The 23,703-nt window shown below is 70.8% G+C and carries 18 protein-coding genes and 1 pseudogene; 14 read left to right on the plus strand and 5 right to left on the minus strand.

Annotated elements, in window-relative coordinates:
* Nucleotides 1-206: 206 nt before the first annotated feature.
* Nucleotides 207-2,165 (minus strand): acetate--CoA ligase, encoded by a 1,959-nt coding sequence (gene acs, locus ACWCPF_RS15875; protein ID WP_451045599.1) that lies wholly within the window; start codon nt 2,163-2,165, stop codon nt 207-209.
* 423 nt (nt 2,166-2,588) lie between these two features.
* On the opposite strand from acs, the gene ACWCPF_RS15880 reads away from it, so the two are divergent.
* Together ACWCPF_RS15880 and ACWCPF_RS15885 are read left to right on the plus strand one after the other, a co-directional pair.
* A complete protein-coding gene (locus ACWCPF_RS15880; RefSeq protein WP_451045600.1) occupies nt 2,589-3,191 on the plus strand; it encodes an RNA polymerase sigma factor in 603 nt (200 codons plus the stop codon).
* Nucleotides 3,188-3,829, plus strand: coding sequence for a hypothetical protein (locus ACWCPF_RS15885; protein ID WP_451045601.1), 642 nt, complete (start codon nt 3,188-3,190; stop codon nt 3,827-3,829). The genes ACWCPF_RS15880 and ACWCPF_RS15885 overlap by 4 nt, the downstream gene beginning before the upstream one ends.
* 99 nt (nt 3,830-3,928) lie before the next feature.
* Here the strand turns inward: ACWCPF_RS15885 and ACWCPF_RS15890 are convergent, their stop codons facing one another.
* The gene (locus ACWCPF_RS15890) at nt 3,929-6,652 is read right to left on the minus strand and encodes a bifunctional SulP family inorganic anion transporter/carbonic anhydrase (RefSeq protein ID WP_451045602.1); all 2,724 of its coding nucleotides are present in this window, start codon (nt 6,650-6,652) and stop codon (nt 3,929-3,931) included.
* Between the two features lie 333 nt (nt 6,653-6,985).
* On the opposite strand from ACWCPF_RS15890, the gene ACWCPF_RS15895 reads away from it, so the two are divergent.
* Nucleotides 6,986-8,266, plus strand: a complete 1,281-nt coding sequence (locus ACWCPF_RS15895) for a hypothetical protein (protein ID WP_451045603.1) — start codon at nt 6,986-6,988, stop codon at nt 8,264-8,266.
* Here ACWCPF_RS15895 and ACWCPF_RS15900 read toward each other — a convergent pair.
* Entirely contained in the window at nt 8,256-9,287 is a 1,032-nt protein-coding gene (locus ACWCPF_RS15900) for an ATP-binding protein (protein ID WP_451045604.1), read from the minus strand. The genes ACWCPF_RS15895 and ACWCPF_RS15900 overlap by 11 nt on opposite strands.
* 101 nt (nt 9,288-9,388) lie before the next feature.
* On the opposite strand from ACWCPF_RS15900, the gene ACWCPF_RS15905 reads away from it, so the two are divergent.
* The gene (locus tag ACWCPF_RS15905) at nt 9,389-10,213 is read left to right on the plus strand and encodes an oxidoreductase (protein ID WP_451045605.1); all 825 of its coding nucleotides are present in this window, start codon (nt 9,389-9,391) and stop codon (nt 10,211-10,213) included.
* A 404-nt stretch (nt 10,214-10,617) separates the two neighbouring features.
* Here ACWCPF_RS15905 and ACWCPF_RS15910 read toward each other — a convergent pair whose 3' ends face one another.
* Entirely contained in the window at nt 10,618-11,454 is an 837-nt protein-coding gene (locus tag ACWCPF_RS15910) for an HAD family hydrolase (RefSeq protein WP_451045606.1), read from the minus strand.
* A gap of 580 nt (nt 11,455-12,034) precedes the next feature.
* Here ACWCPF_RS15910 and ssd point away from each other — a divergent pair.
* The 7 genes and pseudogenes from ssd to ACWCPF_RS15945 all read left to right on the plus strand — a co-directional run.
* On the plus strand, nt 12,035-13,138 hold the full coding sequence (gene ssd / locus ACWCPF_RS15915; RefSeq protein ID WP_451045607.1) for a septum site-determining protein Ssd: 1,104 nt from the start codon (nt 12,035-12,037) through the stop codon (nt 13,136-13,138).
* Entirely contained in the window at nt 13,135-14,397 is a 1,263-nt protein-coding gene (locus ACWCPF_RS15920) for a TadA family conjugal transfer-associated ATPase (RefSeq protein ID WP_451045608.1), read from the plus strand. The genes ssd and ACWCPF_RS15920 overlap by 4 nt, the downstream gene beginning before the upstream one ends.
* On the plus strand, nt 14,390-15,250 hold the full coding sequence (locus ACWCPF_RS15925; protein ID WP_451045722.1) for a type II secretion system F family protein: 861 nt from the start codon (nt 14,390-14,392) through the stop codon (nt 15,248-15,250). Before ACWCPF_RS15920 ends, ACWCPF_RS15925 begins: the two co-directional genes overlap by 8 nt.
* A gap of 73 nt (nt 15,251-15,323) precedes the next feature.
* Nucleotides 15,324-16,130 (plus strand): type II secretion system F family protein, encoded by an 807-nt coding sequence (locus ACWCPF_RS15930; protein ID WP_451045609.1) that lies wholly within the window; start codon nt 15,324-15,326, stop codon nt 16,128-16,130.
* A 171-nt stretch (nt 16,131-16,301) separates the two neighbouring features.
* Nucleotides 16,302-16,511 carry a DUF4244 domain-containing protein gene (locus ACWCPF_RS15935; protein ID WP_451045610.1) on the plus strand — a complete coding sequence of 70 codons (210 nt, stop codon included), beginning with the start codon at nt 16,302-16,304 and terminating at the stop codon, nt 16,509-16,511.
* A 46-nt stretch (nt 16,512-16,557) separates the two neighbouring features.
* Entirely contained in the window at nt 16,558-16,902 is a 345-nt protein-coding gene (locus ACWCPF_RS15940) for a TadE family type IV pilus minor pilin (protein ID WP_451045611.1), read from the plus strand.
* A 101-nt stretch (nt 16,903-17,003) separates the two neighbouring features.
* Nucleotides 17,004-17,201: pseudogene (locus tag ACWCPF_RS15945) on the plus strand (Rv3654c family TadE-like protein); the annotation flags it as partial.
* Nucleotides 17,202-17,241: 40 nt separating this feature from the next.
* Here the strand turns inward: ACWCPF_RS15945 and ACWCPF_RS15950 are convergent.
* Complete coding sequence (locus ACWCPF_RS15950; protein ID WP_451045612.1) at nt 17,242-19,794, minus strand: DEAD/DEAH box helicase; 2,553 nt, start codon at nt 19,792-19,794, stop codon at nt 17,242-17,244.
* 81 nt (nt 19,795-19,875) lie between these two features.
* Between ACWCPF_RS15950 and bldG the strand changes: the two genes are divergently transcribed.
* From bldG to ACWCPF_RS15965, 3 genes are all read left to right on the plus strand, one after another.
* Complete coding sequence (gene bldG / locus ACWCPF_RS15955) at nt 19,876-20,217, plus strand: anti-sigma factor antagonist BldG (protein WP_009189842.1); 342 nt, start codon at nt 19,876-19,878, stop codon at nt 20,215-20,217.
* A gap of 111 nt (nt 20,218-20,328) precedes the next feature.
* Complete coding sequence (locus ACWCPF_RS15960) at nt 20,329-20,763, plus strand: ATP-binding protein (protein ID WP_451045613.1); 435 nt, start codon at nt 20,329-20,331, stop codon at nt 20,761-20,763.
* A gap of 351 nt (nt 20,764-21,114) precedes the next feature.
* Complete coding sequence (locus ACWCPF_RS15965; protein WP_451045614.1) at nt 21,115-23,520, plus strand: sodium-translocating pyrophosphatase; 2,406 nt, start codon at nt 21,115-21,117, stop codon at nt 23,518-23,520.
* Nucleotides 23,521-23,703: the final 183 nt, after the last annotated feature.

Below are 23,703 nucleotides of genomic sequence, written 5' to 3' on the forward strand. Positions count from 1 at the left end.
GCCGACCAGACTTCCCGGCGCACCTTTGCTTAGTTTACCTAAGATATATGGGGAGTGCGCGGGGAGGGATCCGGTGATCCCTACGGTAGGCGCGAAGAGGGCGCGGCATGAAAAGGGCACGGAATGAAAAAGGCACCCGGCGCGCGTGCCGCCGGGTGCCCTTCAGATCTTGTGCGGTCCTGGCTCGGTCCAGGCTCGGTCCTGGCTCAGTCTTCGCTGGAGGCGGCCGGGAGCTTTGCCTGGATAAGTGTCATAACGGTCGAATCCGTCAGGGTGGTGACGTCTCCGAGCTGACGGTTCTCCGCGACGTCCCGCAGCAGGCGGCGCATGATCTTGCCGGAGCGGGTCTTCGGCAGCTCGGCCACCGGCAGGATCCGCTTGGGCTTGGCGATCGGGCCGAGTGTCGCGCTCACATGGTTGCGCAGGTCGTCGACGAGGTTCTCGTCCTCGGCGTTCGCCGTGCCGCGCAGGATGACGAAGGCGACGATGGCCTGCCCGGTCGTCTCGTCCGCCGCGCCCACGACGGCCGCCTCGGCGACGGACGGGTGGGAGACGAGGGCCGATTCGACCTCCGTGGTGGAGATGTTGTGGCCCGACACGAGCATGACGTCGTCGACGCGGCCGAGCAGCCAGATGTCGCCGTCGTCGTCCTTCTTGGCGCCGTCGCCGGCGAAGTACCGGCCCTCGAAACGCGACCAGTACGTGTCGAGGAACCGCTGGTCGTCGCCCCAGATGGTGCGCAGCATGGACGGCCACGGCTCGGTCAGGACCAGATAGCCACCGCCGCCGTTCGGCACCTCGTTCGCCTCGTCGTCGACGACGGTCGCGGAGATGCCGGGCAGCGGGGTCTGCGCGGAACCGGGCTTGGTCTGCGTCACGCCCGGCAGCGGCGAGATCATCATCGCGCCGGTCTCGGTCTGCCACCAGGTGTCGACGATCGGGGTCCGGTCGCCGCCGATGTGCTTGCGGTACCAGATCCACGCCTCGGGGTTGATCGGCTCGCCGACCGAGCCGAGGACGCGGAGCGAGGACAGGTCGAACTTCGCGGGGATGTCGTCGCCCCACTTCATGAACGTACGGATCGCCGTCGGCGCCGTGTACAGGATCGTCACGCCGTACTTCTGGACGATCTCCCAGAAGCGGCCCTGGTGCGGGGTGTCGGGCGTGCCCTCGTACATGACCTGCGTCGCACCGTTGGCCAACGGCCCGTAGACGATGTACGAGTGGCCGGTGACCCAGCCGACGTCCGCCGTGCACCAGTAGACGTCGGTCTCCGGCTTGAGGTCGAAGACCGCGTGGTGGGTGTACGCGGCCTGCGTGAGGTAGCCGCCGGAGGTGTGCAGGATGCCCTTGGGCTTACCCGTGGTGCCGGAGGTGTAGAGGATGAACAGCGGGTGCTCGGCCTCGAACGCCTCGGGCGTGTGCTCGGTCGACTGCCGCTCGACGATCTCGTGCCACCACACGTCCCGGCTGTCGTCCCAGGCGACCTCCTGGCCGGTGCGCCGCACCACGAGCACATGCTCGACGTTGCCGGCCTTGGCGATCGCGTCGTCGACGGCCGGCTTCAGCGCGGACGGCTTGCCGCGCCGGTAGCCGCCGTCGGACGTGATGACGACCCGCGCGTCGGCGTCCTGGATCCGGGTGGCCAGCGCGTCCGCCGAGAAGCCGCCGAAGACGACGGAGTGCGCGGCGCCGATCCGGGCACACGCCAGCATCGCGACCGCCGTCTCGGGGATCATCGGCATGTAGACGGCGACCCGGTCGCCCTTGCGAACCCCCAACTCCAGCAGGGCGCCTGCAGCCTTCGACACCTCGTCCTTGAGCTCGGCGTAGGTGATGGCGCGGCTGTCGCCGGGCTCGCCCTCGAACTGGATGGCGACCCGGTCGCCGTGCCCGGCCTCCACGTGCCGGTCCACGCAGTTGTAGGCGACGTTGAGTTCGCCGTCCTTGAACCACTTCGCGAACGGCGGGTTCGACCAGTCCAGCGTCTCGGTCGGCTCCTTGGCCCAGGCCAGCCGGCGGGCCTGCTCGGCCCAGAAGCCGAGCCTGTCAGCCTTGGCCTGCTCGTACGCCTCCGCCGTGACGTTGGCGTTCGCCGCCAGGTCGGCGGGCGGCGCGAACCTGCGCTCTTCCTTGAGCAGGTTGGCCAGGCTCTCGTTGCTCACGACATCTCCCTTTCGAAGGGTGTCCGTGTCCGTTGTGTCCCAGGCCACAGCTCATCAGACCCGGGGGGCCGGTGACAAGGGCGGATGGAAAATTGGTTTAGACCTGTCGAGCTCCTGTTTCGAAACGGGGAGGGCCTGGGGCCGACCCAGGGGTCATCCGTACCCACGGACCCGAGGCGAACGGAGTTCAGCCCATGTAACGCCTTTCACATCTCCGCCCAAGCACAGGTGAAGTGTCACTGACGAGAGGGGACATGCATGGACGCGGCGGAACGGGTGGACCGGGTGGGACGGAGGGAGGGGAGAGCGCGGAGGGAACAGCGGGATCGGAGGGACTCGTGGGATCGGCAGGGGCGGCAGCAGCGGCAGGAGCGGCAGGAGCGGATACGCGGCGGGCCGGCTGCGGCGGCAGGCGACCCACGGTTGTTCGAAGCGTTCTACCGACGACACGTGGGCGCGGTCACCTCTTTCGTGGCCCGGCGAGTCGCGGATCCCCACACGGCCGCCGATCTCACCGCCGAGATCTTCGTCGCCGTACTGGACTCCGCCCACACCTATCGACCGGGGTTGGGCAGCGAGACGGCCTGGCTCTACGGCATCGCCCGCAACGTCGTCTCCTCCGAACGGCGTCGAGTCGCCCGTGAGGTGCAACGCGACCTGCGCATCTCCGGACGCCGGCTGCTGGAGCCCGACGACATCGCCCGCCTCGAGGACAAGCTCGAGGCCGAGAGCCCGGGCCGCCGCGCCCTCGCCGCCATGCAACGGCTCCCGGAGGGCGAACGCGCCGTCCTCGAACTCATCGCGGTCGACCAGCTCACCGTCACCGAGGCAGCCGCCGCGCTCGGCATCCGCCAGGTCACTGCGCGGGTCCGCCTGCACCGGGCCCGCAAGGCCCTGCGGGCCGAGACATGTCCGCCGGCCAAGGACCGGCCCGGCACATCCCCCGGGTCCCCTACATCCGCCAAGTCCCCTACATCCGCCACATCCCTGTCATACGTCATCGAAGGAACCGGAGGAGAGGCATGAGCACCCGAACGACGTTCGAAGACCGGCTGCTGGCGGAGCTGCAGAGGGAGGTCGAGCGGCGTTCCTCCTCGGCCGAGGAACTCGCACCGCAGGCATCGCCTGCCCGCAGCCGTTCGATGACGGGCCGCCGGCTCGTCCTGGCTGCCGCGGCCTGCGCGGTGGCAGGGCTGGCCCTGGCCCTGATCCTGGGTTCCCCGGCCGACTCACCCGCATACGCGGTGGAGCGGAACAAGGACGGCACCGTCACGCTCTCCATCCGTGACATGACCCTGGACCGCGAGGCCCAGCGCGAACTGGCTGAACGTCTGGACGCGTACGGCGTCGAGGTCGACATCCAGAATCTGCCTGCCGACCAATACTGCGCGCGGCACCGCGGTGAACTCCGCCTGGGCGTGCAGGCGTTCATGTATCAGATCGGGAAGAGGGGAGAGGGATCCTCTGCCACCGATTCGTCTTCCTCCGATTCGCGGCTCTCCGACGGTTCGGGGCGCTGGGTGTTCACCCTCCACCGTGGAGACACCCTGGCCTTTGAGAACTGGGACATTTCCGAACACTCCAATATCACGGCGAGCGGGATCGTCTACGCGGTCAAGGGCAAGATCCTGCCCTGCGTACCGGTGCCGGCGCCGCTGCCGTAACCGCGGCTCCGGCGCGAAACCCGCCGAGCCTGCCAAGTCCGCACAGATGACCGCTCCGGTGTGCGACCCGCCCCGACGGGCCGCACACCGGAGCCGGGCTCACGTGGACACGTCCGCCGCTCCCACGTGGTCGAACACCCCGCCGTCGGCGTCGGCGTCGCTGTCACCGACGTGGTCGCCTCTGTCCGGCTCGGTGAGCAGGTAGGCCTGGGCCTCGCCCACGTGGAAGTACAGCCCGTGCAGCTCCAGCACGCCGGCCCGCAGGGCGCGGGCCACCGGCTCGTGCGCCCGCAGATGTTCCAACTGCTGGACCACGTTGGTCAGACAGAGCTGCTCGACCGGGTTGGCGGGTGCCCGACCGGCCAGCCTGGCCAGGGAGCGGCTGTCGTCGCCCATCCGCTCCAGGCTCGGCACCCCGTGCCGCAGCCAGCGCTTCAGGGGTGTCCGGTCGCCACCGGGGTCGGAGTTGAGCAGCGCCTGCATGGCTCCGCACCCGGAGTGCCCGCACACCGTGATGGAGCGCACCTCCAGCACGTCCACCGCGTACTCGATCGCGGCCGCCACCGAGTCGTCCCCGCTCTCCTCGCCGGGTGGCGGCACCAGGTTGCCCACGTTGCGCACCACGAACAGGTCGCCGGGACCACTGGAGGTGATCATCGAGGTGACCAGCCGTGAGTCGGCACAGGTGAGGAAGAGCTGGGTGGGCCGCTGTCCCTCCCGGGCCAGCCGCGCCAGCTCACCCCGGACCAGCGGCGCGGTGTTGCGCTGGAACGCGGTGATGCCCCGCATCAGTTGATGCCCACTCGGCTCCATGGACCGCCCGGGCGCGGTGGGGTGCGTGCTTTCCGCCGTCGCGGTCGTCGCGGTCGTCGCGGTCGAAGCGGTCGCTGCGGTCGTCGCGCCCGTTGCAGTCGCTGCGGTCGTCTTCGTCGTCTCCGCGGCTTCCTTGATTTCCGTGGTTTCCTTCGGCTCCCTTCTCTTGGCCGGCCGTTCCGTCAGTGCGGTCAGGGTCGTGCGGGCGGTACGGGCCATGCGGGCGGTGTGCGTCGCGCGGGAGGTGGCCGCCTCGTCGGTCGAGTTCGTCGTGCCGGCCGTCCCACGGGTCGCCGTCGTCTCCCGTGGCACCTCGCACTGGTGGTTGCGCCAGGGCGTCCAGGGACGGCAGCGGCAGTCGGCGATCGGGACGTCTGCGGTGCGTGTGGAATCGAGGCCTCGGGGAGCGGTCGACTCGCTCTCCTCGGCGTGGGCGCCGGCTCTGTCGTCGAGTCCCGTTCCCGAGCGGCGGCCGGTCAGTTCGACGGAGCCGCCCTGCGCACGGTGTGTCCGCTGCCAGTCCTGCAAGGATTCGTATGCCGCGTGGTCCATGAAGGAACCGTCCAGCTCGACGACGACATGGGTGCCTTGGGGCACGTGATGCAGGATGCGGCTGAGCCGCGGCACGGCGAGGAACGTCAACTGGCCTCGTACGTGTACGTGATGGACTCCTTCCCTTTCGTGGTGCGTGATGCGGGTGCGGGCGAGGCGGTGCAGGGCGACGGCGACGGCCACGGCGATGCCGAGCACCACGCCCTCCAGGACGCCGAGGAACACCACGCCGAGGGTGGTGACGGCGTACACCAGCACCTCTCGGTGGCGCGTCACCGTGCGAATGTGGTGCAGGGACACCATCTGGATGCCGACGGCCATCACCAGGGCGGCGAGTGCGGCGAGGGGGATGAGATCCAGGATCGGGACCATCAGCAGCGCGGCGACTACTACGAGAACGCCGTGCAGCATCGTGGAGTTCCGACTCACGGCACCGGCTTGGACATTCGCCGAACTGCGCACGGCCACGCCCGCCACGGGCAGTCCGCCGAGTGCGCCGGAGACGATGTTGGCCGCGCCCTGACCCAGCAGTTCGCGATCCAGGTCGGAGCGGCCGACCCGGGCGGAGCGGGAGCCGAGCAGGGCGGGGCGCGAGGAGATCAGCTTGTCCACGGCGACGGCGCCCAGCAGCGACTGCACACTGCACACCAGCGTGGTGGTGAGGACGGCGGCGACCAGCCCGAGCACCGGCCCCTCCGGCAGTCCGGCCAGCGCGTGACTGCTCCAGGACGGCAGGTCGACCTTGGGCACGGAGAGGCCGGCCAGCGCGGCGATCGCGGTGGCGCCCGTGACGGCGACGAGCGCCGCGGGCACCTTGTGCAGCACGCGACCCACCCGGCCGGGAATGCGCGGCCAGAGCAGCAGCAGGGTCAGGGTCAGTGCGCTGACGGCCACGGCCGCGGGCCGCAGCCCGGCCAACTGGGCGGGCAGAGCTCGGAGGTTGGCCAGGACGGAGCTCTGCGGGTTGCCGCCGAGGACGATGTGCAGCTGGGCGACGGCGATGGTGACGCCGATGCCGGCCAGCATGCCGTGCACGATGGCCGGGCTGACGGCGAGGGCGTTGCGCGCCACGTGCAGGCAGCCGAGGCCCAGTTGGGCCAGGCCGGCGAGGACGGTGATGGCGCAGGTGGTCCGCCAGCCGTAGCGGTGGATGAGGTCGGCGGTGACGACCGTCAGTCCCGCCGCGGGGCCGCTGACCTGCAGCGGAGATCCGCCGACCCAGCCGGCGACGATCCCGCCCACGGCGGCGGCGACGAGGCCGGCCCGCAGGGGCGCGCCGGTGGCGAGGGCGATGCCGAGGGACAGGGGCAGGGCGATCAGGAAGACCGCGATCGAGGCGGACACGTCGGCGCCCGCGATACGGAAGGGGCGGTTCTGGGTCGGTGGGGGGCTCTGGGGTCGGTGGACGCGCTCGGTACGCGTCGAGCGGGCGGTGCGGGTGGGGACGCAGGCGGCCATTTTTCCCGTCTCCTCCGGGGCGGCGCGGTCGCGGAACAGGGGTCCCCGGCTGAGGCGGGGCGGTCGCGGCCGTGAGTCACGGCGTGCAGCGGCGGGATGAAATCAACACTCGGTAAACAGATCGTAATGCAGAGTAAAGGTCAAGCATGGATTTATGTGGCAAATGGGGCAGCTAATCATTCCCAAGAGTGAAGTGGGCTTTTTATCGGCTTGTCGTATTAATCCATTTCTCGGTCCCATGCGACCTTGACGGCGCCGTCGGCTCGTCCCGGCGCGTCACCAGAGAACGCCCTCGTCGGCGTTGGCCGAGAGAAGGAAGAAGGTGGGCGGAACATGGTCGCCACCCAGAGGATCGCCGTCGGCGCAGTGGCCGCCGCGGCTGTCGCCGCATCGCTAGCCGGTTGCGCGACGGGAACCGGCGGTTCCCATGGTGCCCAGGCGGGGGAGTCGGGTCCGCAGAAGGCGAAGCCGGCCCCGGCACCCAAGAGTCTGGTCCGGCTGATCGGCGACGGCTCCACCGCGTACACCGGAGCGCAGCCCCATCTGCCCCGGCCCGAGCGCCTGAAGCCGGGCCAGAAGCCACCGCAGTTCGTGATCTTCTCGTGGGACGGCGCGGGCGAGGACAGCCAGAGGCTGTTCTCCCACTTCCGCAAGGTGGCCAAGGCCAACCGCGCGACGATGACGTACTTCCTCAGCGGCGTGTACATGCTGCCCGAGGACAAGGCCGACCTGTACAAGCCGCCGCAGCACTCGCCGGGCCGCTCCGACATCGGCTTCAACGACGAGCAGGGCATCGCCGAGACCGCGAAACAACTGCGTCTGGCGTGGCTGGAGGGCAACGAGGTCGGCACCCACTTCAACGGCCACTTCTGCGGGAAGAACGGCGGCGTCGGCGAGTGGTCGGTCGAGGAGTGGAAGGACGAGATCGACCAGGCCAAGCAGTTCGTGAAGACCTGGAAGACCAACACCGGTCTGAAGAAGGCCGCCCCGCTGCCCTTCGACTACGACAAGGAACTCATCGGCGCCCGGACCCCCTGCCTCGAAGGGCAGGCCAACTTCACCAAGGCGGCCCGTGAGTTGGGCTTCCGCTATGACACCAGCGGCGTCAACAACCAGGTCTGGCCCGGGAAGAAGCAGGGCCTGTGGGACCTGTCGATGCAGCTCGTGCCCTTCCCCGGCCACACCTACGAGCAGTTGACCATGGACTACAACTTCATGGTCAACCAGTCCGGCACCAGGACCCAGGGCAACCCGGCCAAGTTCGAGTTCTGGGGCGACCAGATGCGTGACGGGCTGCTCATGGGCTTCGACCGGGCCTATGACGGCAACCGCGCGCCGCTGATCATCGGCAATCACTTCGAGTCCTGGAACGGCGGCACCTATATGCGCGCCGTCGAGGAGGTCGTCGAGCACGTCTGCAACAAGCCCGACGTGCGCTGTGTGTCCTTCCGGCAGTTGGCGGACTGGCTGGATGCCCAGGACCCGCAGACCCTGGCCAAGCTGCGCAGCCTGGAGGTTGGCGAGGCCCCCAAGCAGGGCTGGGCGTCCTTCCTCTCCGGCGGCCCCGCCCCGGCCCCGAAGGGAGTGCCCGGAGCCCCGGCGGTCAGGCAGTAACGGAGGCTGTGACTCCTTCCTCGCGGACGCCTTCCCTGAGGACGCTCTCCGCGAGGAGTCCCTCCCCGAGGACGAAGTGGGGGTCGATCTGCGCCGCCAGGTCGGCCCCGGTGCGCTCGTTGCCCCAGGCCTCGGCGTTCTTCAGGTGGAAGTGCACCATCTGCTGTGTGTAGCGCTCCCGGTCACGCCTGTCGTACGCCGAGTCGACGGTCGTCCGCAGCAGGCGCAGGGCGTGGCGGTTGGTGTCCTCCAGGAGCTCGAACCGGGGCGGCCGGCCCTTCTCCATGGCGCGCACCCAGTCCGAGTGCCCGACCGTCACCAGCAGGTCGTCCCCGACTTCGGCGCGGAGGAAGTCGACGTCGTCCTGGCCCTGCACCTTGTTGCCGACGACCTTCAGCTCGACGCCGAAGTCGTGGGCGTACTCCTTGTACTGGCGATAGACGGAGACCCCCTTCCGGGTCGGCTCGGCGACGAGGAACGTGATGTCGAAACGGGTGAACATGCCGGAGGCGAAGGAGTCCGAGCCGGCGGTCATGTCGACCACGACGTACTCGTCCCGCCCGTCCACCAGGTGGTTCAGGCACAGCTCCACCGCTCCCGTCTTGGAGTGGTAGCAGGAGACCCCCAGGTCGGCGTCCGTGAAGGGTCCCGTGACCATCAAACGGACGGCGCCACCGTCGAGTTCCACCGGCCGGGCGCAGGCTTCGTACACCGGGTTGTCCTCGCGCACCCGCAGCAGCCGGGAGCCCTCGCCGGGCGGCGTCGTCTTGATCATCGTCTCGGCGGAGGCGATGCGGGGGTTGGCGCCTCGCAGGTAGTTCTTGATCAGCGGCAGCCGGTCGCCCATCGCGGGCAGTTCGGCGGCCTCCGCCTCGTCGAGGCCGAGTGCGGGCCCCAGGTGCTGGTTGATGTCGGCGTCGACGGCGATCACGGGCGCGCCGTCGGCGGCGAGCCGGCGGATGAACAGGGAGGACAGGGTGGTCTTGCCGCTGCCGCCCTTCCCGACGAAAGCAATTTTCATGTTCAGTAAGCGTAGTGTCGACATGTCTGTATGTGACAGGCGTCCGTGAAGAAGACCACTCCTTCGTGGGGCTCGCGCATCGGTTGCGTAGGGTCGTACTCATGAGTACGACAGGCGCGTCCGCCGATCCGCTTGCGGCCCTGGGCTCGTTGCCCGGTGTGGCCGAGTCCGTGGAGTCCGTGCGCAAGGCCGTGGACCGGGTCTACGGGCACCGGGTCATGCGTCGCCGCAGCACCGAGATCACCGCCGAGGCGGCCCTGCGCGGCGCCCGCGGCTCCGCGGCGCTGTCCGGCGCGGACTGGGCGTTGGAAGAGGTGCGGCGCCGCAGCGACTTCGGAGTCGACGGCGAGGCGCGGATCATGGGCGCCGCTCTCCGGCTGACCGCCGAGGCCGGTCAGCTGCTGTCCATCTGGCGGCAGTCGCCCCTGCGCGTGCTGGCGCGCCTGCACCTGGTGGCCGCGGCGAGCGACAATGACGAGGTCGGACGTCCGCGGCAGCCCGGCGAGACGGTGGACGAGCCCCTGATCGAGCTGCCGCTGCCGAGCGCCGCCGAACTGGCCGGCCGCCTGGAGGGGCTGTCCCAGTTGATCATCGCCGGGGGCTCCGCGCCCGCTCTGGTGACGGCTGCCGTCGTCCACGGCGAGCTTCTGGCGCTGCGCCCCTTCACCTCCCACAACGGTCTGGTCGCGCGGGCCGCCCAGCGCATCGTCCTCATCGGCAGCGGCCTCGACCCCAAGTCGGTCTGCCCGGCCGAGACGGGGCATGCGGAGCTGGGCCGCGCGGCCTATCTGGCGGCCCTGGAGGGTTACGCGTCCGGCACCCCGGACGGCATGGCGGCCTGGATCGCCCACTGCGGCAGGGCCGTCGAGCTGGGCGCCCGTGAGTCGACGGCGGTGTGCGAGGCGCTGCAGCGCGGGGCGGCGTAACGCCCACACGCGTGTGGGCGCGCGGGAGGCCTGTGGAGGGGAGCGGGCACGAAAAAGGCCCCCGCGCGGGGGCCTTGCAAAAGGGTTGCGGCGGTACGAGTTCTCGTACCGCCGCTGGCATGTTCACCCGGTTACCAAGCGTCCTCGATATATTGCCCATCAGGCCGGGAACTTCGCCCGTGACCTGGTGCGGCTGGCCCGTAATCGACGGGTCGACGTCGCGTGGGTGCCCAGTGTTCATGCGCGGTCCGTGGGGCCAAATGCGTTATTAAGGTGATCCTCTCGGATGTCCTTGGTCTCGCGGGCCGTTAAGTCCTTTGTACTCCAGGTCCGCAGCCAGCGGAAGTGCTGGCAGCAGTTCTTTGCTTTTGCTCCCAAAAGGGTTTGAAAAGGACAGCGGTCGCTCAGGTGGTCGCCGCCGCGCGGCGACGACTCGCGTACCAGACAAGGCCCGCGGTGGCTGCCGCCGCACCTATGGCCGCGGCCGCCACGAGCGCCGGGCGGGGCGGTACGGAGAACGTGGGAATCCGTTGCTTGAGACGCACCGGGCGGTGGAAGTCCAGAATCGGCCACCCGCGCGCCATGGCCTCGCGCCGCAGCGCCCGGTCGGGGTTCACCGCGTGCGGATGCCCTACCGCCTGCAGCATCGGCAGGTCGGTCGCGGAGTCGCTGTAGGCGTAGCAGCGCGAGAGGTCGTACCCCTCGGACTCGGCCAGCTCCCTGATCGCCTCCGCCTTCGTCGGACCGTACGCGTAGTACTCCACCTCGCCGGTGAAGCAGCCGTCCTCGCCCACGACCATGCGCGTGGCGACGACCCGGTCCGCGCCGAGCAGTTCGCCGATCGGCTCGACGACCTCCGCACCCGACGTCGACACGATGACGACGTCCCGGCCGGCGGTGTGATGCTCCTCGATCAGCGAGGCGGCCTCGTCGTAGATCAGCGGGTCGATCAGATCGTGCAGCGTCTCCGCGACGATCTCCTTCACCTGTTGGACGTTCCAGCCGCGCACGAGGGCGGACAGGTACTCGCGGGTCCGCTCCATCTGGTCGTGGTCCATACCGCCGACGAGGAAGACGAACTGGGCATACGCGGTCCGCAAGGCCGCCCTGCGGTTGATCAGCCCGCCTTGGTAGAAGGACTTGCTGAAGGTGAGCGTGCTCGACTTCGCAATGACCGTCTTGTCCAGGTCAAAGAAGGCCGCTGTGCGGGGCAAGGAGTGGTTTTCCACAACCAAGAGCATAGGGGCAGCCCATTCGGCGTAAGGTGGGCGCGTGGGTTTGCCTGAGAGGGCTCTCGGGTACACCATGGAAGTCACGGATCGTTCGCGACCGTGCTAACGCGGTCCGGCTCCTCCCCCCCCCGAGTCGGCCGTGGAGACGACCCCCGCTCTCCCCCCCGGCGGGGGTCGTCGCATGTCCGGGTGGGTTTTTCTGTTCTGTACGCGGCAGTGAGCCGCATCGAGGCGGCCGCGGCCGCCTCTTTTGCATGCCCGCCCTCCGTCACCGTGCGTAGCCATCGGACTGCTCTGCGGGAGTCGCACACGGGTGGTGCGGCGGTCACCGGTATGGGTGACGGCGATATTCACAACCCCCCACTCGTCCACAGTTTTCCACCAAGATCCACACGATTTCCGGGTTCGCTGCACCGTGATTCCAACGCGTCCGCTCGGGCCGACTTCACATGACCGGTTCCGTTTGCCGGGCGTCCACGGCCGGTTTCCGACGGCCGTTCATATGGGGACCGGATGCCGGTTCTCCACAGGTCTGGGAATCGCGGGGCCGCAGGGACTGCGCGACCCGCAGCGAAGGGGGATGGAAAACATGACCGGAGCCGTCACACACGACCCGCCGCCCACCGCCGGCAGGCGGCCGGGAAAACCACTGATCGTCACGGAGGACGCGGCACTCCTCGACGACCTGCTGCGCCTGTGCGCCGCGGCCGGCGCCACACCGGAGGTGCACCACTCGGTGCCGGAGCGCCGGGGCAGCTGGGAGTCCGCGCCCCTCGTCCTGGTCGGTGACGACGCGGCACGCCGAGTGCGCGGAGCCGCCCGCCGACGCGGAGTGGTCCTCGTCGGACGGGACCAGGACGACTCCGGGGTGTGGCAGCGAGCCGTGGAGATCGGCGCCGACCACGTCCTGATGCTGCCCGACGGCGAACAGTGGCTCGTCGACCGCATCGCCGACGTCGCGGAAGGCGTCGGACGGCCCGCACTCACCGTCGGCGTGATCGGCGGCCGGGGCGGCGCCGGAGCGTCCACGCTCGCGTGCGCCCTCGCCGTCACCTCCGCGCGCGAAGGACTGCGCACCCTCCTGGTGGACGCCGATCCACTGGGCGGCGGACTCGACGTCCTCCTCGGCGGTGAGAGCACGGAGGGCCTGCGCTGGCCCGCTTTCGCCGCCTCGCGCGGCCGGGTCGGCGGCAGCGCTCTGGAGGAGTCGCTGCCCAGGCTGCACTCGCTGCGGGTGCTCAGCTGGGACCGGGGCGACTGCGTCGCCATCGCGCCCCAGGCGGTACGCGCGGTGCTCGCGGCGGCCCGGCGGCGGGGCGGCACGGTCGTCGTCGACCTGCCACGCCGCATCGACGACGGAGTCGCCGAGGTCCTCGCCCAACTCGACCTCGGACTCCTCGTGGTCCCCGCCGAACTGCGTGCCGTCGCGGCGGGCGGGCGCGTGGCCTCCGCCGTCGGCATGGTGCTGCGCGACCTGCGCGTGGCGGTACGCGGCCCCTACGCACCCGGCCTCGACGACACCGAGGTGGCCAGGCTGCTCGGGCTGCCGCTGGCCGGCGAGGTGCCCGTCGAGTCGGGGCTGCTGCGCCCGGACGGCGGCAAGGCACCGCCGGGCGCGACCGCGCGCGGGCCGCTCGCCCGCTTCTGCAAGCAGTTCTGGGAGCGCGCGCTGACCGAGGCGGGTGGCTCATGAGCACGCCGTCCGGGCTCGAACGGGCGCGGGGCAGCGGGGCGTTGCTCGACGGCGTACGGCAGTGGCTCGCCGACAGCGGGGCGGAACCGACGCCCGCGCGCGTGGCGCAGGCCCTGCGCGAACAGGGGCGGGTCCTCGGGGACGCGGAGATCCTCGGCGCGGCCGAACACCTTCGGTCCGAGCTGATCGGCAGCGGGCCGCTGGAGCCCCTGCTCACCGACCCCCGGGTCACCGACGTGCTGGTGTCGGCGCCGGACCGGGTCTGGGTCGACCGGGGCGGCGGCCTGGAGCTGACCGAGGTCTCCTTTCCGGACGCGGCGGCCGTGCGGCGGCTCGCCCAACGCCTGGCCGCGGTGGCCGGACGGCGCCTGGACGACGCCCGGCCCTGGGTCGACGCCCGGCTGCCCGACGGGACGCGACTGCACGCGGTGCTGCCCCCGGTCGCCGTCGGCTCCACCTGCCTGTCGCTGCGCGTCGTACGGCCCCGCGCGTTCACACTCGACGAACTGGTGGCCGCCGGCACGGTTCCGCCGGGCGGCGACCAGGTACTGCGGGCCCTGATGCGGGCGCGGCTGTCCTTCCTGGTCAGCGGCGGTACGGGCACGGGCAAGACGACTCTGCTGAGCGCACTGCTCGGCATGGTCGGGCCGGGGGAGCGGATCGTGCTCGCGGAGGACTCGGCGGAGCTGCGACCGGATCACCCGCACGTGGTCCGGCTGGAGACCAGACCCGCCAACCAGGAGGGCGCGGGCCTCGTGACGCTGGAGGACCTGGTGCGACAGGCCCTGCGGATGCGGCCGGACCGACTCGTCGTCGGCGAGGTGCGCGGGCGCGAGGTCGTCGACCTACTGGCCGCCCTCAACACGGGCCACGAGGGCGGCTGCGGCACGGTCCACGCCAATGCCGCATCGGACGTCCCCGCCCGGCTGGAGGCGCTCGGCACGGCGGCCGGTCTCGACCGGGCCGCGCTGCACAGCCAGTTGGCGGCCGCCCTGTCGGTGGTCCTGCACCTCGTACGCGACCCGGCCGGGCGGCGGCGGATCGCCGAGGTGCACGTGTTGGAGCGGGACCCGTCCGGGCTGGTGCGGACGGTGCCGGCGCTGCGCCGGCGGGCGGACGCGTTCGTCCGCGAACGGGGCTGGGAGCGGCTGAGGGAGCTGCTGCGCGGCGACGGGGTTGATGAGGACGGCGGGGCCGAAGAGGACGGCGGGGCAAAAGGGGACGGCGGGTACGAAGGGCTGGGTGGGTGTGATGGGTGAGGTGCCGATGGCCGCGGCCGTGGCCTGCGCCGGGGCGGCCGCCTGGCTGCTGGGCGGACCGTACTCAGGCGCCAGGCGGGCGCAGCTGCTGCTCGCCGGAGGCGGCGTCGTCGACTGCGGCCCTCCGCCGTGGTGGCAGCCGGCCGAGGAGATGCGCAGGCTCCGGGCACGGTGGAAGCCCGAGTGGTGGGCGCCGGTCGCCGGACTGGTCCTGGCGCTGCTGGGCGGCTCGGTGCTGCCGGTCGTCGCGGGGGCGGCCGGAGTGCCTCTGCTGCGCCGGGCCCGGCGGGCCGCCGACGCTCGGCGGGCGGGGGAGCGCCGGGGGGACGCGGTGATCGCGCTCTGCGCGTCGCTGGCCGGGGAGGTGCTTTCCGGCCGACAACCCGGGGACGCCTTGCAGCGGGCCGCGCGGGACTCCGGAGGACTGGGTGAGGCGCAGCCCTCGGTGTTGGCGGCGGCGCGGTTCGGCGGGGACGTGCCCAAGGCTCTCGCGGTCGCCGCACGGCAGCCGGGGGCCGACGGACTGCTGGGACTCGCCGCCTGCTGGCGCGTCGCCGTGGACCAGGGCGCGGGTCTCGCGGCCGGACTCGACCGTCTCGAAGCGGCGTTGCGCGCGGAACGCGACCAACGGGCCGACCTGCGAGCCCAGTTGGCGGGCCCTCGCACCACGGTGGTGATGCTCGCCGGCCTGCCGGTCCTCGGCCTCCTGCTGGGCGCGGGGCTCGGCGCCGACCCGCTGCACGTCCTGCTGCACACCGGGGCAGGGCTGGGCTGTCTGCTCGTCGGCGGGGTCCTGGAGGGCCTTGGGACGTGGTGGGCCCTGCGGATCGTGCGCAACGCGGAGGCGACGTGAAGCGGGCGAAGCAGGCAGTGGTCGCTGTGGACGGCGGCGGCGATGAGCGGTGGGTGACATGGAGGGAGGCGGCATGAGCGTGGAAGTTGTCCACAGGCTGGGGGCGACGGTGGGGATCCTCTCGATCCTCTGGTGGCTGGCGCGGTCGCTGGCGACCGACCGACGCGACCGCAGGGCCCGACGTCGGCTGGCCGAGCTGCTGGCCACGGGGACGGAACCGGACGTCCGGCGGTCCGGTGTGCGGGATGCCATGCGGCGGTGGCTGCCGGAGGCCTTGGTGGCGGGCGCCGGATGGGTGGTGGTCGGCGGCGTCGCCGGTCTCGTACTGGGGCTGGCTGGGGCGGTGGGGCTGGGACGGTGGCGAAGCCGGCAGCGTGCGAGGGCGGAGGCGGAGGCGGGGGCCGGCGTGGTGAGCGAGGCCGACGCCCGGCTCGCCGCACGGCAACTCCCCCTGGCCGCCGACCTGCTGGCCGCGTGCATCGCGGCCGGCGCCGGACCGGTGATCGCGGCGCAGGCCGTGGGCGAGGCGCTCGCGGGTCCCGTCGGGGAGGCGCTGGCGCGGGGCGCTGCCGAGGTACGCCTGGGCGGCGAACCGGCCACCGCGTGGCGGAGGTTGGCGTCGATGCCGGGCGCGGCGGCCCTGGCCCGGTTGCTGGAGCGGGCGGACGTCTCGGGACTGCCGGCGGCCGGACCGGTCGCCCGGCTCGCCGCCGACACCCGTGCCGAGTGGACGCGGGCCGCGACGGCTCGGGCCCGGCGGGCGGCCGTCATGGTCACCGCGCCCGTGGGGCTCTGCTTCCTGCCCGCCTTCATCGCGGTCGGCGTACTGCCGATCGTCATCGGGCTCGCGGGCGGGGTGATGGGAGAGGGCGGGCGATGAGACAGCGATGAGTGCGCACGCCTTGGAAGCGGGGGCGGGAGCGCGCGAACGGCAAGTGATCAACAGAACCGAAACATCCAAACAGGTCCAACAGATCCAACAGGTCCAACAGAACTAAAAGAACTAAGAGAACTAACCAGTCCAACAGGGCTGAATCTCACGGGGGTTGAAATGTGCAAGGTGGTATGGGCGCGGCTGCGTGCTGTGATGTGCCGGGCGCGTGTGGCGCGGAGGGACGCGGGGATGGTGACGTCCGAGTACGCGATGGGGATCGTGGCGGCCGTCGGTTTCGCCGTGCTGCTCCATCAGGTGGTGACGAGCGACGTGGTCGGCGCTCAACTGCAGGCACTTGTGAAGCGAGCACTCAGTGCGGGGGCGTGAGCCTCGGCGCGCTCGCCGGTGGGTGTGCGGCGGGGACCGGGGGTTCGTGACGGCGGAGTCGGCCGTGGTGCTGCCGGTGCTGGTGGCGTTCGCGATGACGCTGGTCTGGGGGCTGCTCGTCATGGCGGCGCAGATCCAGTGCGTGGACGCGGCCAGGACCGGCGCCCGGGCGGCGGCCCGGCAGGATCCGGCCGACACGGTCCTCCAGGTGGCCCGTGCGACGGCGCCGCGCGGGGCGGAGGTGACGGTCCGCCGGGAGGGGGACCAGGTCCGTGTGGTCGTCGTGGCGAAGCCGCCCGTGCTGCGCGGGCTGCCCTTCGAGGTGCGGGAGGAGGCCGTTGCCGCGGCGGAGGAGGCCGTGGGGACGGCCGGTGCGGAGGCAGGGCCGTGAGGGGCCGCGTCTTCGGAAGCGGAGGGCGAGCGCGCCGCGGGGAGGCCGATCGTGGCTCCGCGACCGTCTGGAGCCTCGGTGCGATCGCCGTGCTGTGTGTGGTGTTCGGCGTCGTGCTCGCCCTCGGGCAGGCGGTGGCGGTCCGCCACCGTGCTGCGGGCGGCGCGGACCTCGCGGCGCTGGCCGCAGCCGACCACTGGTTCGACGGCGGTGCGCTGGCCTGCGCGCGGGCCGAACGGGTGGCTCGGGCGCAGGGCGCGCGACTGGTGCGGTGCGCCGTCGTCGGCGAGATCTCGGACGTGACGGCGGCTTCGGGGCGGGGTCTGTTCGCAGCCGAGGTCAGGGCGCGGGCGGGCCCGGCGGATGCGGCGCCCCACCCGCCTCAGGGGTCCCCTCTGCCTCAGGGGTCCCCGCCGCCCCGTCCACCCGCTCCTCGGGCTTCTCCTCAGGGGCCTCCCGTAGGAGTTCCGTGAGCAGGCGTACCGCGCCCCTCTTGTGCAGCGGGTCGTTGCCGTTGCCGCACTTGGGGGACTGGATGCAGGACGGACAGCCGGCGTCGCACTCGCAGGAGGCGATGGCCTGCCGGGTGGCCGTCAGCCAGGAGCGGGCCGTGTGGAAGGCGCGCTCCGCGAAGCCGGCGCCGCCGGGATGGCCGTCGTAGACGAAGACCGTCGGGAGGAGCGTGTCGGGGTGCAGCGGGACCGACACGCCGCCGATGTCCCAGCGGTCGCAGGTCGCGAAGAGGGGCAGCATGCCGATCGAGGCGTGTTCGGCGGCGTGCAGGGCCCCGCCGAGGATCTCGGGGTTGATCCGGGCGGCGTCCAGCTGGTCCTCGGTGACCGTCCACCACACGGCACGCGTGCGTAGCGTCCGAGGAGGGAGGTCGAGCTTCGACTCGCCCAGGACTTCACCGGTGATGACACGTCGACGCAGGAAGGAGACGACCTGGTTGGTTACTTCGACCGAGCCGTAGCACAACCGGCCCTGGCCCCAGGGGATTTCGACGTCAGTCTCCAGGACGGAGATCGACGTCGTGTCGCGGGCGACCGTCGAGTACGGCGGGTCGGCCTGCTCGACGAGGGCGACGGAGTCCTCCAGGTCCAGGGAACGCACGAGATACGTGCGGCCCTGGTGGAGGTGGACGGCGCCCTCGTGGACGGTGGTGTGGGCGGCGCCCGCGTCGACCGTGCCGAGCAGCCGGCCCGTTCCGGCCTCGACGACCTGGACCGGTCGGCCGCCCTCGCCGCGGATGTCCGTGAGGTCGGCGGCGCGTTCCCGGCGGGTCCAGTGCCAGGCCTTGGTCCGGCGGCGCAGCAGCTTCGCGGCCTCCAACTGCGGCAGCAGGCCCTCGGTCTCGGGGCCGAAGAGGGCGAGGTCCGCCTCGGTCAGCGGGAGTTCGGCGGCGGCCGCGCACAGGTGCGGGGCGAGCACGTAGGGGTTGTCGGGGTCGAGGACCGTCGATTCCACCGGGCGGTCGAACAGCGCCTCGGGGTGGTGGACGAGGAAGGTGTCCAGCGGGTCGTCCCGGGCGATCAGCACGGCCAGCGCGCCCTGTCCGGACCGGCCCGCCCGGCCGGCCTGCTGCCACAGGGACGCGCGCGTGCCCGGGTAGCCGGCGATCAGGACGGCGTCGAGGCCGGAGACGTCGATGCCGAGCTCCAGGGCGGTGGTCGCGGCGAGGCCGAGGAGTTCGCCGGAGTGCAGGGCCTGCTCCAGGGCGCGGCGTTCCTCGGGGAGGTAGCCGCCGCGGTAGGCCGCGACACGCCGGGCGAGCGAGCGGTCGACCTCGGCGAGGCGTTCCTGGGCGATCACCGAGATCAGCTCGGCGCCGCGCCGGGAGCGGACGAAGGCGACGGTGCGTACGCCCTGGACGGCGAGGTCGGTCAGCAGGTCGGCGGTCTCGGCGGTGGCGGTACGCCGGACGGGTGCGCCCTTCTCGCCCACCAGCTCGGTGAGCGGGGGCTCCCAGAGTGCGAACACCAGTTCGCCGCGGGGCGAGGCGTCGTCGGCGACCTCGACCACCGGGAGGCCGGTGAGGCGGCGCGCGGCCACCGAGGGCTCCGCGGCCGTCGCGGAGGCCAGCAGGAAGACCGGGGAGGCGCCGTAGCGGGCGCACAGCCTGCGCAGACGGCGCAGCACCTGGGCGACATGGGAGCCGAACACGCCGCGATACGTGTGGCACTCGTCGATGACGACGTACTTGAGGGACTTCAGGAAGGAGGACCAGCGGGGGTGGGACGGCAGGATGCCCCGATGCAGCATGTCCGGGTTGGTGAGGACGTAGTTGGCGTACTGGCGGATCCACTCCCGTTCTTCGAACGGGGTGTCGCCGTCGTACACCGCCGGCCGCACGGAGTTGCCCAGAGGTTGTGAAAGTTCCTTCACAGAGCGGCACTGATCGGCCGCCAGGGCCTTGGTGGGGGCCAGGTACAGGGTGGTCGCCCCACGGCCGTTGGGGGCCTCCGAGCCGTCCAGGAGGGCCGAGAGGACGGGCATCAGGTACGCCAGCGACTTGCCGGATGCGGTGCCCGTGGCGACGACCACCGAATCGCCGTCCAGCGCGTGCTCGGCGGCCCGGGCCTGGTGGGTCCAGGGGTGTTCGATGCCGCGGGCCTGCACGGCCGCGATGACCTCGGAACGAATCCGGTCCGGCCAGACGGCATGGCGACCCTCGCGCGGGGGCAAGTGCTCCGTATGAGTGATGCGCGATGCCCGGCTCGGTCCCGGGGCGAGCCGGTCCAGGAGCGCGCCCGGAGACAGCCGGGGCGCGGCCTCGGGCAAGGGGCGATCGGATCGGTGATTCTTGGCCATCGGCACCGAGTGTGTCACTGGCGTGACGGACAATGGGGCCAAGGCGTCGTGCACGCCTGCCGGTAAGTGATTGAATGCCATCGCGGCTGGCGTACCGTCCCGGGGACTCCTGCCCAGGTGTTCCGAGGGGCGACCGCTCGATAGCAAGGTGCTGGAGGATCCGTGGACCTGTCTCTGTCGACCCGTACCGTCGGCGATCGTACGGTCGTCGAGGTCGGTGGCGAAATCGACGTATATACCGCGCCCAAGTTGCGCGAGCAGCTGGTCGAGCTGGTGAACGACGGGAATTTCCACCTCGTCGTTGACATGGAGGGCGTGGACTTCCTCGACTCCACCGGGCTCGGCGTGCTGGTCGGCGGCCTGAAGCGGGTGCGTGCCCATGAGGGCTCGCTCCGCCTGGTCTGCAACCAGGAGCGTATTTTGAAGATCTTCCGCATCACCGGTCTGACCAAGGTGTTTCCGATCCACACCTCGGTCGACGAAGCGGTCGCTGCCACCGACTGACCACCCCGTCCCGGGCCCGCGCGGCCCGGCACGGCTGGTTGAACAAAGTAGGGGGACCGGGCTCGGCGGCCCGGCCCCCCGACAGCACGCCCGTAGTTCCGAGGGGGACGCATGGCCACCGTTGAACTCCGCTTCAGCGCGCTGCCCGAGCACGTCAGGACCGCCCGACTGGTGGCGGCAGCGGTTGCGCGCAGGGCCGGAGTGGACGAGGCCGTCCTCGACGAGGTGAGGCTCGCCGTCGGCGAGGCCTGCACCCGCGCCGTCGGACTGCACCAGACGGGCGGTATCTCCGCGCCGGTGAAGGTCCTGCTGATCGAGGAGGAGAAACAGTTCTCCATCGAGGTCGGCGACGAGGCGCCACGTTCGGCGCCCGGTGACCGGGCGCCCGGCTCCGGCGCCGAGGCCGACGCGGACGCCGAGGAGGACGAAATGGGCCTCGCGGTCATCAGCGGCCTCGTCGACGACGTGGAGGTCACCGCCGGCGAGCACGGCGGACTGATCCGCATGACCTGGCCGAGCACATCGGCGACGGCGGCGCTGTCCTGACCCGAGCCGCGCGACTCACTCACCCGAAGGGCCCTACCTCGTAGGGCCCTTCGGCATGTGCGGACCTCGACGACCGCGCTTACAGTGGTTCCGTGAAATGAATCTTGGAATCCTGGGATTCCCTGGATCTTGGAATCGCGGCGCAGTGAATCTTGCCGCGAATATCGTGAATCAATTCACGAACGACAATGCCTTGAAGCCATTACCGTGCTGGATCATTCAGGATCATGCGGGATCATGGGGGTTTCGCATGCGAAGGCGAATTCCGTTTGCCGCACACTGTTTTGATCAGGTTCCGGTACCTACAATCCGTCCACATCTTGAGCTCAGCCCAAGCGTCAAGGAGGACGAATGGCGGGGCTTTCTACCCCTCATCGGTTGGACCACTCCACAACCTTCGCAGCCGCAGTGCTGACCGACGGCAACCGCCTGCTCGTGGTGGTCATCGCGGTCGTGGCGCTTGCCGCGCTCGTGGTCGCGGGCGTGCTACTGCGCCAGGTGCTCGCGGCGGGCGAGGGCACCGACAGCATGAAGAAGATCGCAGCGGCCATCCAGGAAGGCGCCAACGCCTATCTGGCCAGGCAACTGCGCACACTCGCCGTATTCGCCGTGGTCGTGTTCTTCCTGCTCCTGCTGCTGCCCGCGGACGACTGGAACCAGCGCGCCGGACGATCGGTGTTCTTCTTGATCGGCGCCGCGTTCTCGGCAGCCACCGGCTATATCGGCATGTGGCTCGCCGTGCGCAGTAATGTGCGCGTCGCCGCGGCGGCCCGGGAAGCGACTCCGGCAGAAGGCGAACCGGAAAAGGATCTCACCGCCGTCTCGCACAAAGCAATGAAGATCGCTTTCCGTACCGGCGGCGTCGTCGGCATGTTCACGGTGGGTCTCGGTCTGCTCGGCGCCGCGTGCGTGGTGCTGGCCTACGCGGCCGACGCGCCGAAGGTGCTGGAGGGCTTCGGGCTGGGCGCGGCCCTCATCGCCATGTTCATGAGGGTCGGCGGCGGCATCTTCACCAAGGCCGCCGACGTCGGCGCCGACCTGGTCGGCAAGGTCGAGCAGGGCATTCCGGAGGACGATCCGCGCAATGCCGCGACCATCGCCGACAACGTGGGCGACAACGTCGGCGACTGCGCGGGCATGGCGGCCGACCTGTTCGAGTCGTACGCCGTGACCCTGGTCGCCGCGCTGATCCTCGGTAAGGCGGCCTTCGGCGACGCCGGGCTCGCCTTCCCGCTGCTCGTCCCCGCGATCGGCGTGCTCACGGCCATGGTCGGGATCTTCGCGGTCGCCCCGCGCCGCACCGACCGCAGTGGCATGTCCGCGATCAACCGGGGCTTCTTCATCTCCGCGGTGATCTCGCTCGTGCTGGTCGCGGTGGCCGTGTTCCTCTATCTCCCCGCCAAGTACGCCGACCTCGACGGCGTCACCGACGCGGCGATCCAGGGCAAGAGCGGCGACCCGCGCATCCTGGCCCTCGTCGCGGTGGCGATCGGCATTCTTCTGGCCGCCGTCATCCAGCAGTTGACGGGCTACTTCACCGAGACCACGCGCCGGCCGGTGCGTGACATCGGCAAGTCGTCGCTGACGGGCCCCGCCACCGTCGTCCTCGCCGGTATCTCCGTCGGGCTCGAATCGGCCGTCTACACCGCCCTGTTGATCGGCCTTGGGGTGTACGGGGCGTTCCTGCTCGGCGGTACGTCGATCATGCTGGCGCTGTTCGCGGTGGCGCTGGCCGGCACCGGTCTGCTCACCACGGTCGGTGTGATCGTCGCGATGGACACCTTCGGGCCGGTCTCCGACAACGCGCAGGGCATCGCGGAGATGTCCGGTGACGTCCAGGGCGCGGGCGCGCAGGTGCTCACCAACCTCGACGCCGTCGGCAACACGACCAAGGCCATCACCAAGGGCATCGCCATCGCCACCGCCGTCCTGGCGGCGTCGGCGCTCTTCGGGTCGTACCGGGACGCGATCACCACGGGTGCGCAGGACGTGGGCGAGAAGCTCTCCGGGGAGGGCGCGCCGATGAGCCTGATGATGGACATCTCGCAGCCCAACAACCTCGTCGGGCTGATCGCGGGCGCGGCGGTCGTCTTCCTCTTCTCGGGGCTGGCGATCAACGCGGTGTCGCGATCGGCGGGTTCCGTGGTGTTCGAGGTGCGACGGCAGTTCCGCGAGCACCCGGGGATCATGGACTACAGCGAGGAGCCGGAGTACGGCAAGGTCGTCGACATCTGCACCAGGGACGCCCTGCGCGAACTCGCGACCCCCGGGTTGCTGGCCGTGCTGGCGCCGATCTTCGTCGGGTTCACCCTCGGCGTGGGCGCGCTCGGCGCGTTCCTGGCGGGCGCGATCGGCTCGGGCACGCTGATGGCGGTGTTCCTGGCCAACTCCGGCGGCGCGTGGGACAACGCCAAGAAACTCGTCGAGGACGGCCATCACGGCGGCAAGGGCAGCGAGGCGCACGCGGCCACGGTGATCGGCGACACGGTCGGCGACCCGTTCAAGGACACCGCCGGTCCCGCGATCAACCCGCTGCTCAAGGTCATGAACCTGGTGGCGCTGCTCATCGCGCCGGCCGTGATCAACTTCAGTTACGGCGAGGACAAGAGCATCGGTGCGCGGATCCTGATCGCGCTTCTCGCGCTCGCCGTCATCGTCGTCGCGGTCTATGTCTCCAAACGGCGCGGCATCGCCGTGGGTGACGAAGACAACGCCGACACCTCGGCCAAGTCGGCCGATCCGGCGGTGGTTTCGTAGACCTGCTCGACGGTGCCCAGCTCAAAGGGCGGGCGGACGGCGCGTGTTGACGCGTCGCCCGCCCGCTGTGTTGCGGGTGTGCCCGAGCCGTGAGCCTTCTCTCTCTTGGTGCAAATGGCTTCAATAGTCCCTATAGCGGACATTCGTTCTGGGGTTGTCGCCCGGTTGGCGTGTATGTTCCGG

It is taken from the genome of Streptomyces sp. NPDC001858, assembly GCF_053594615.1.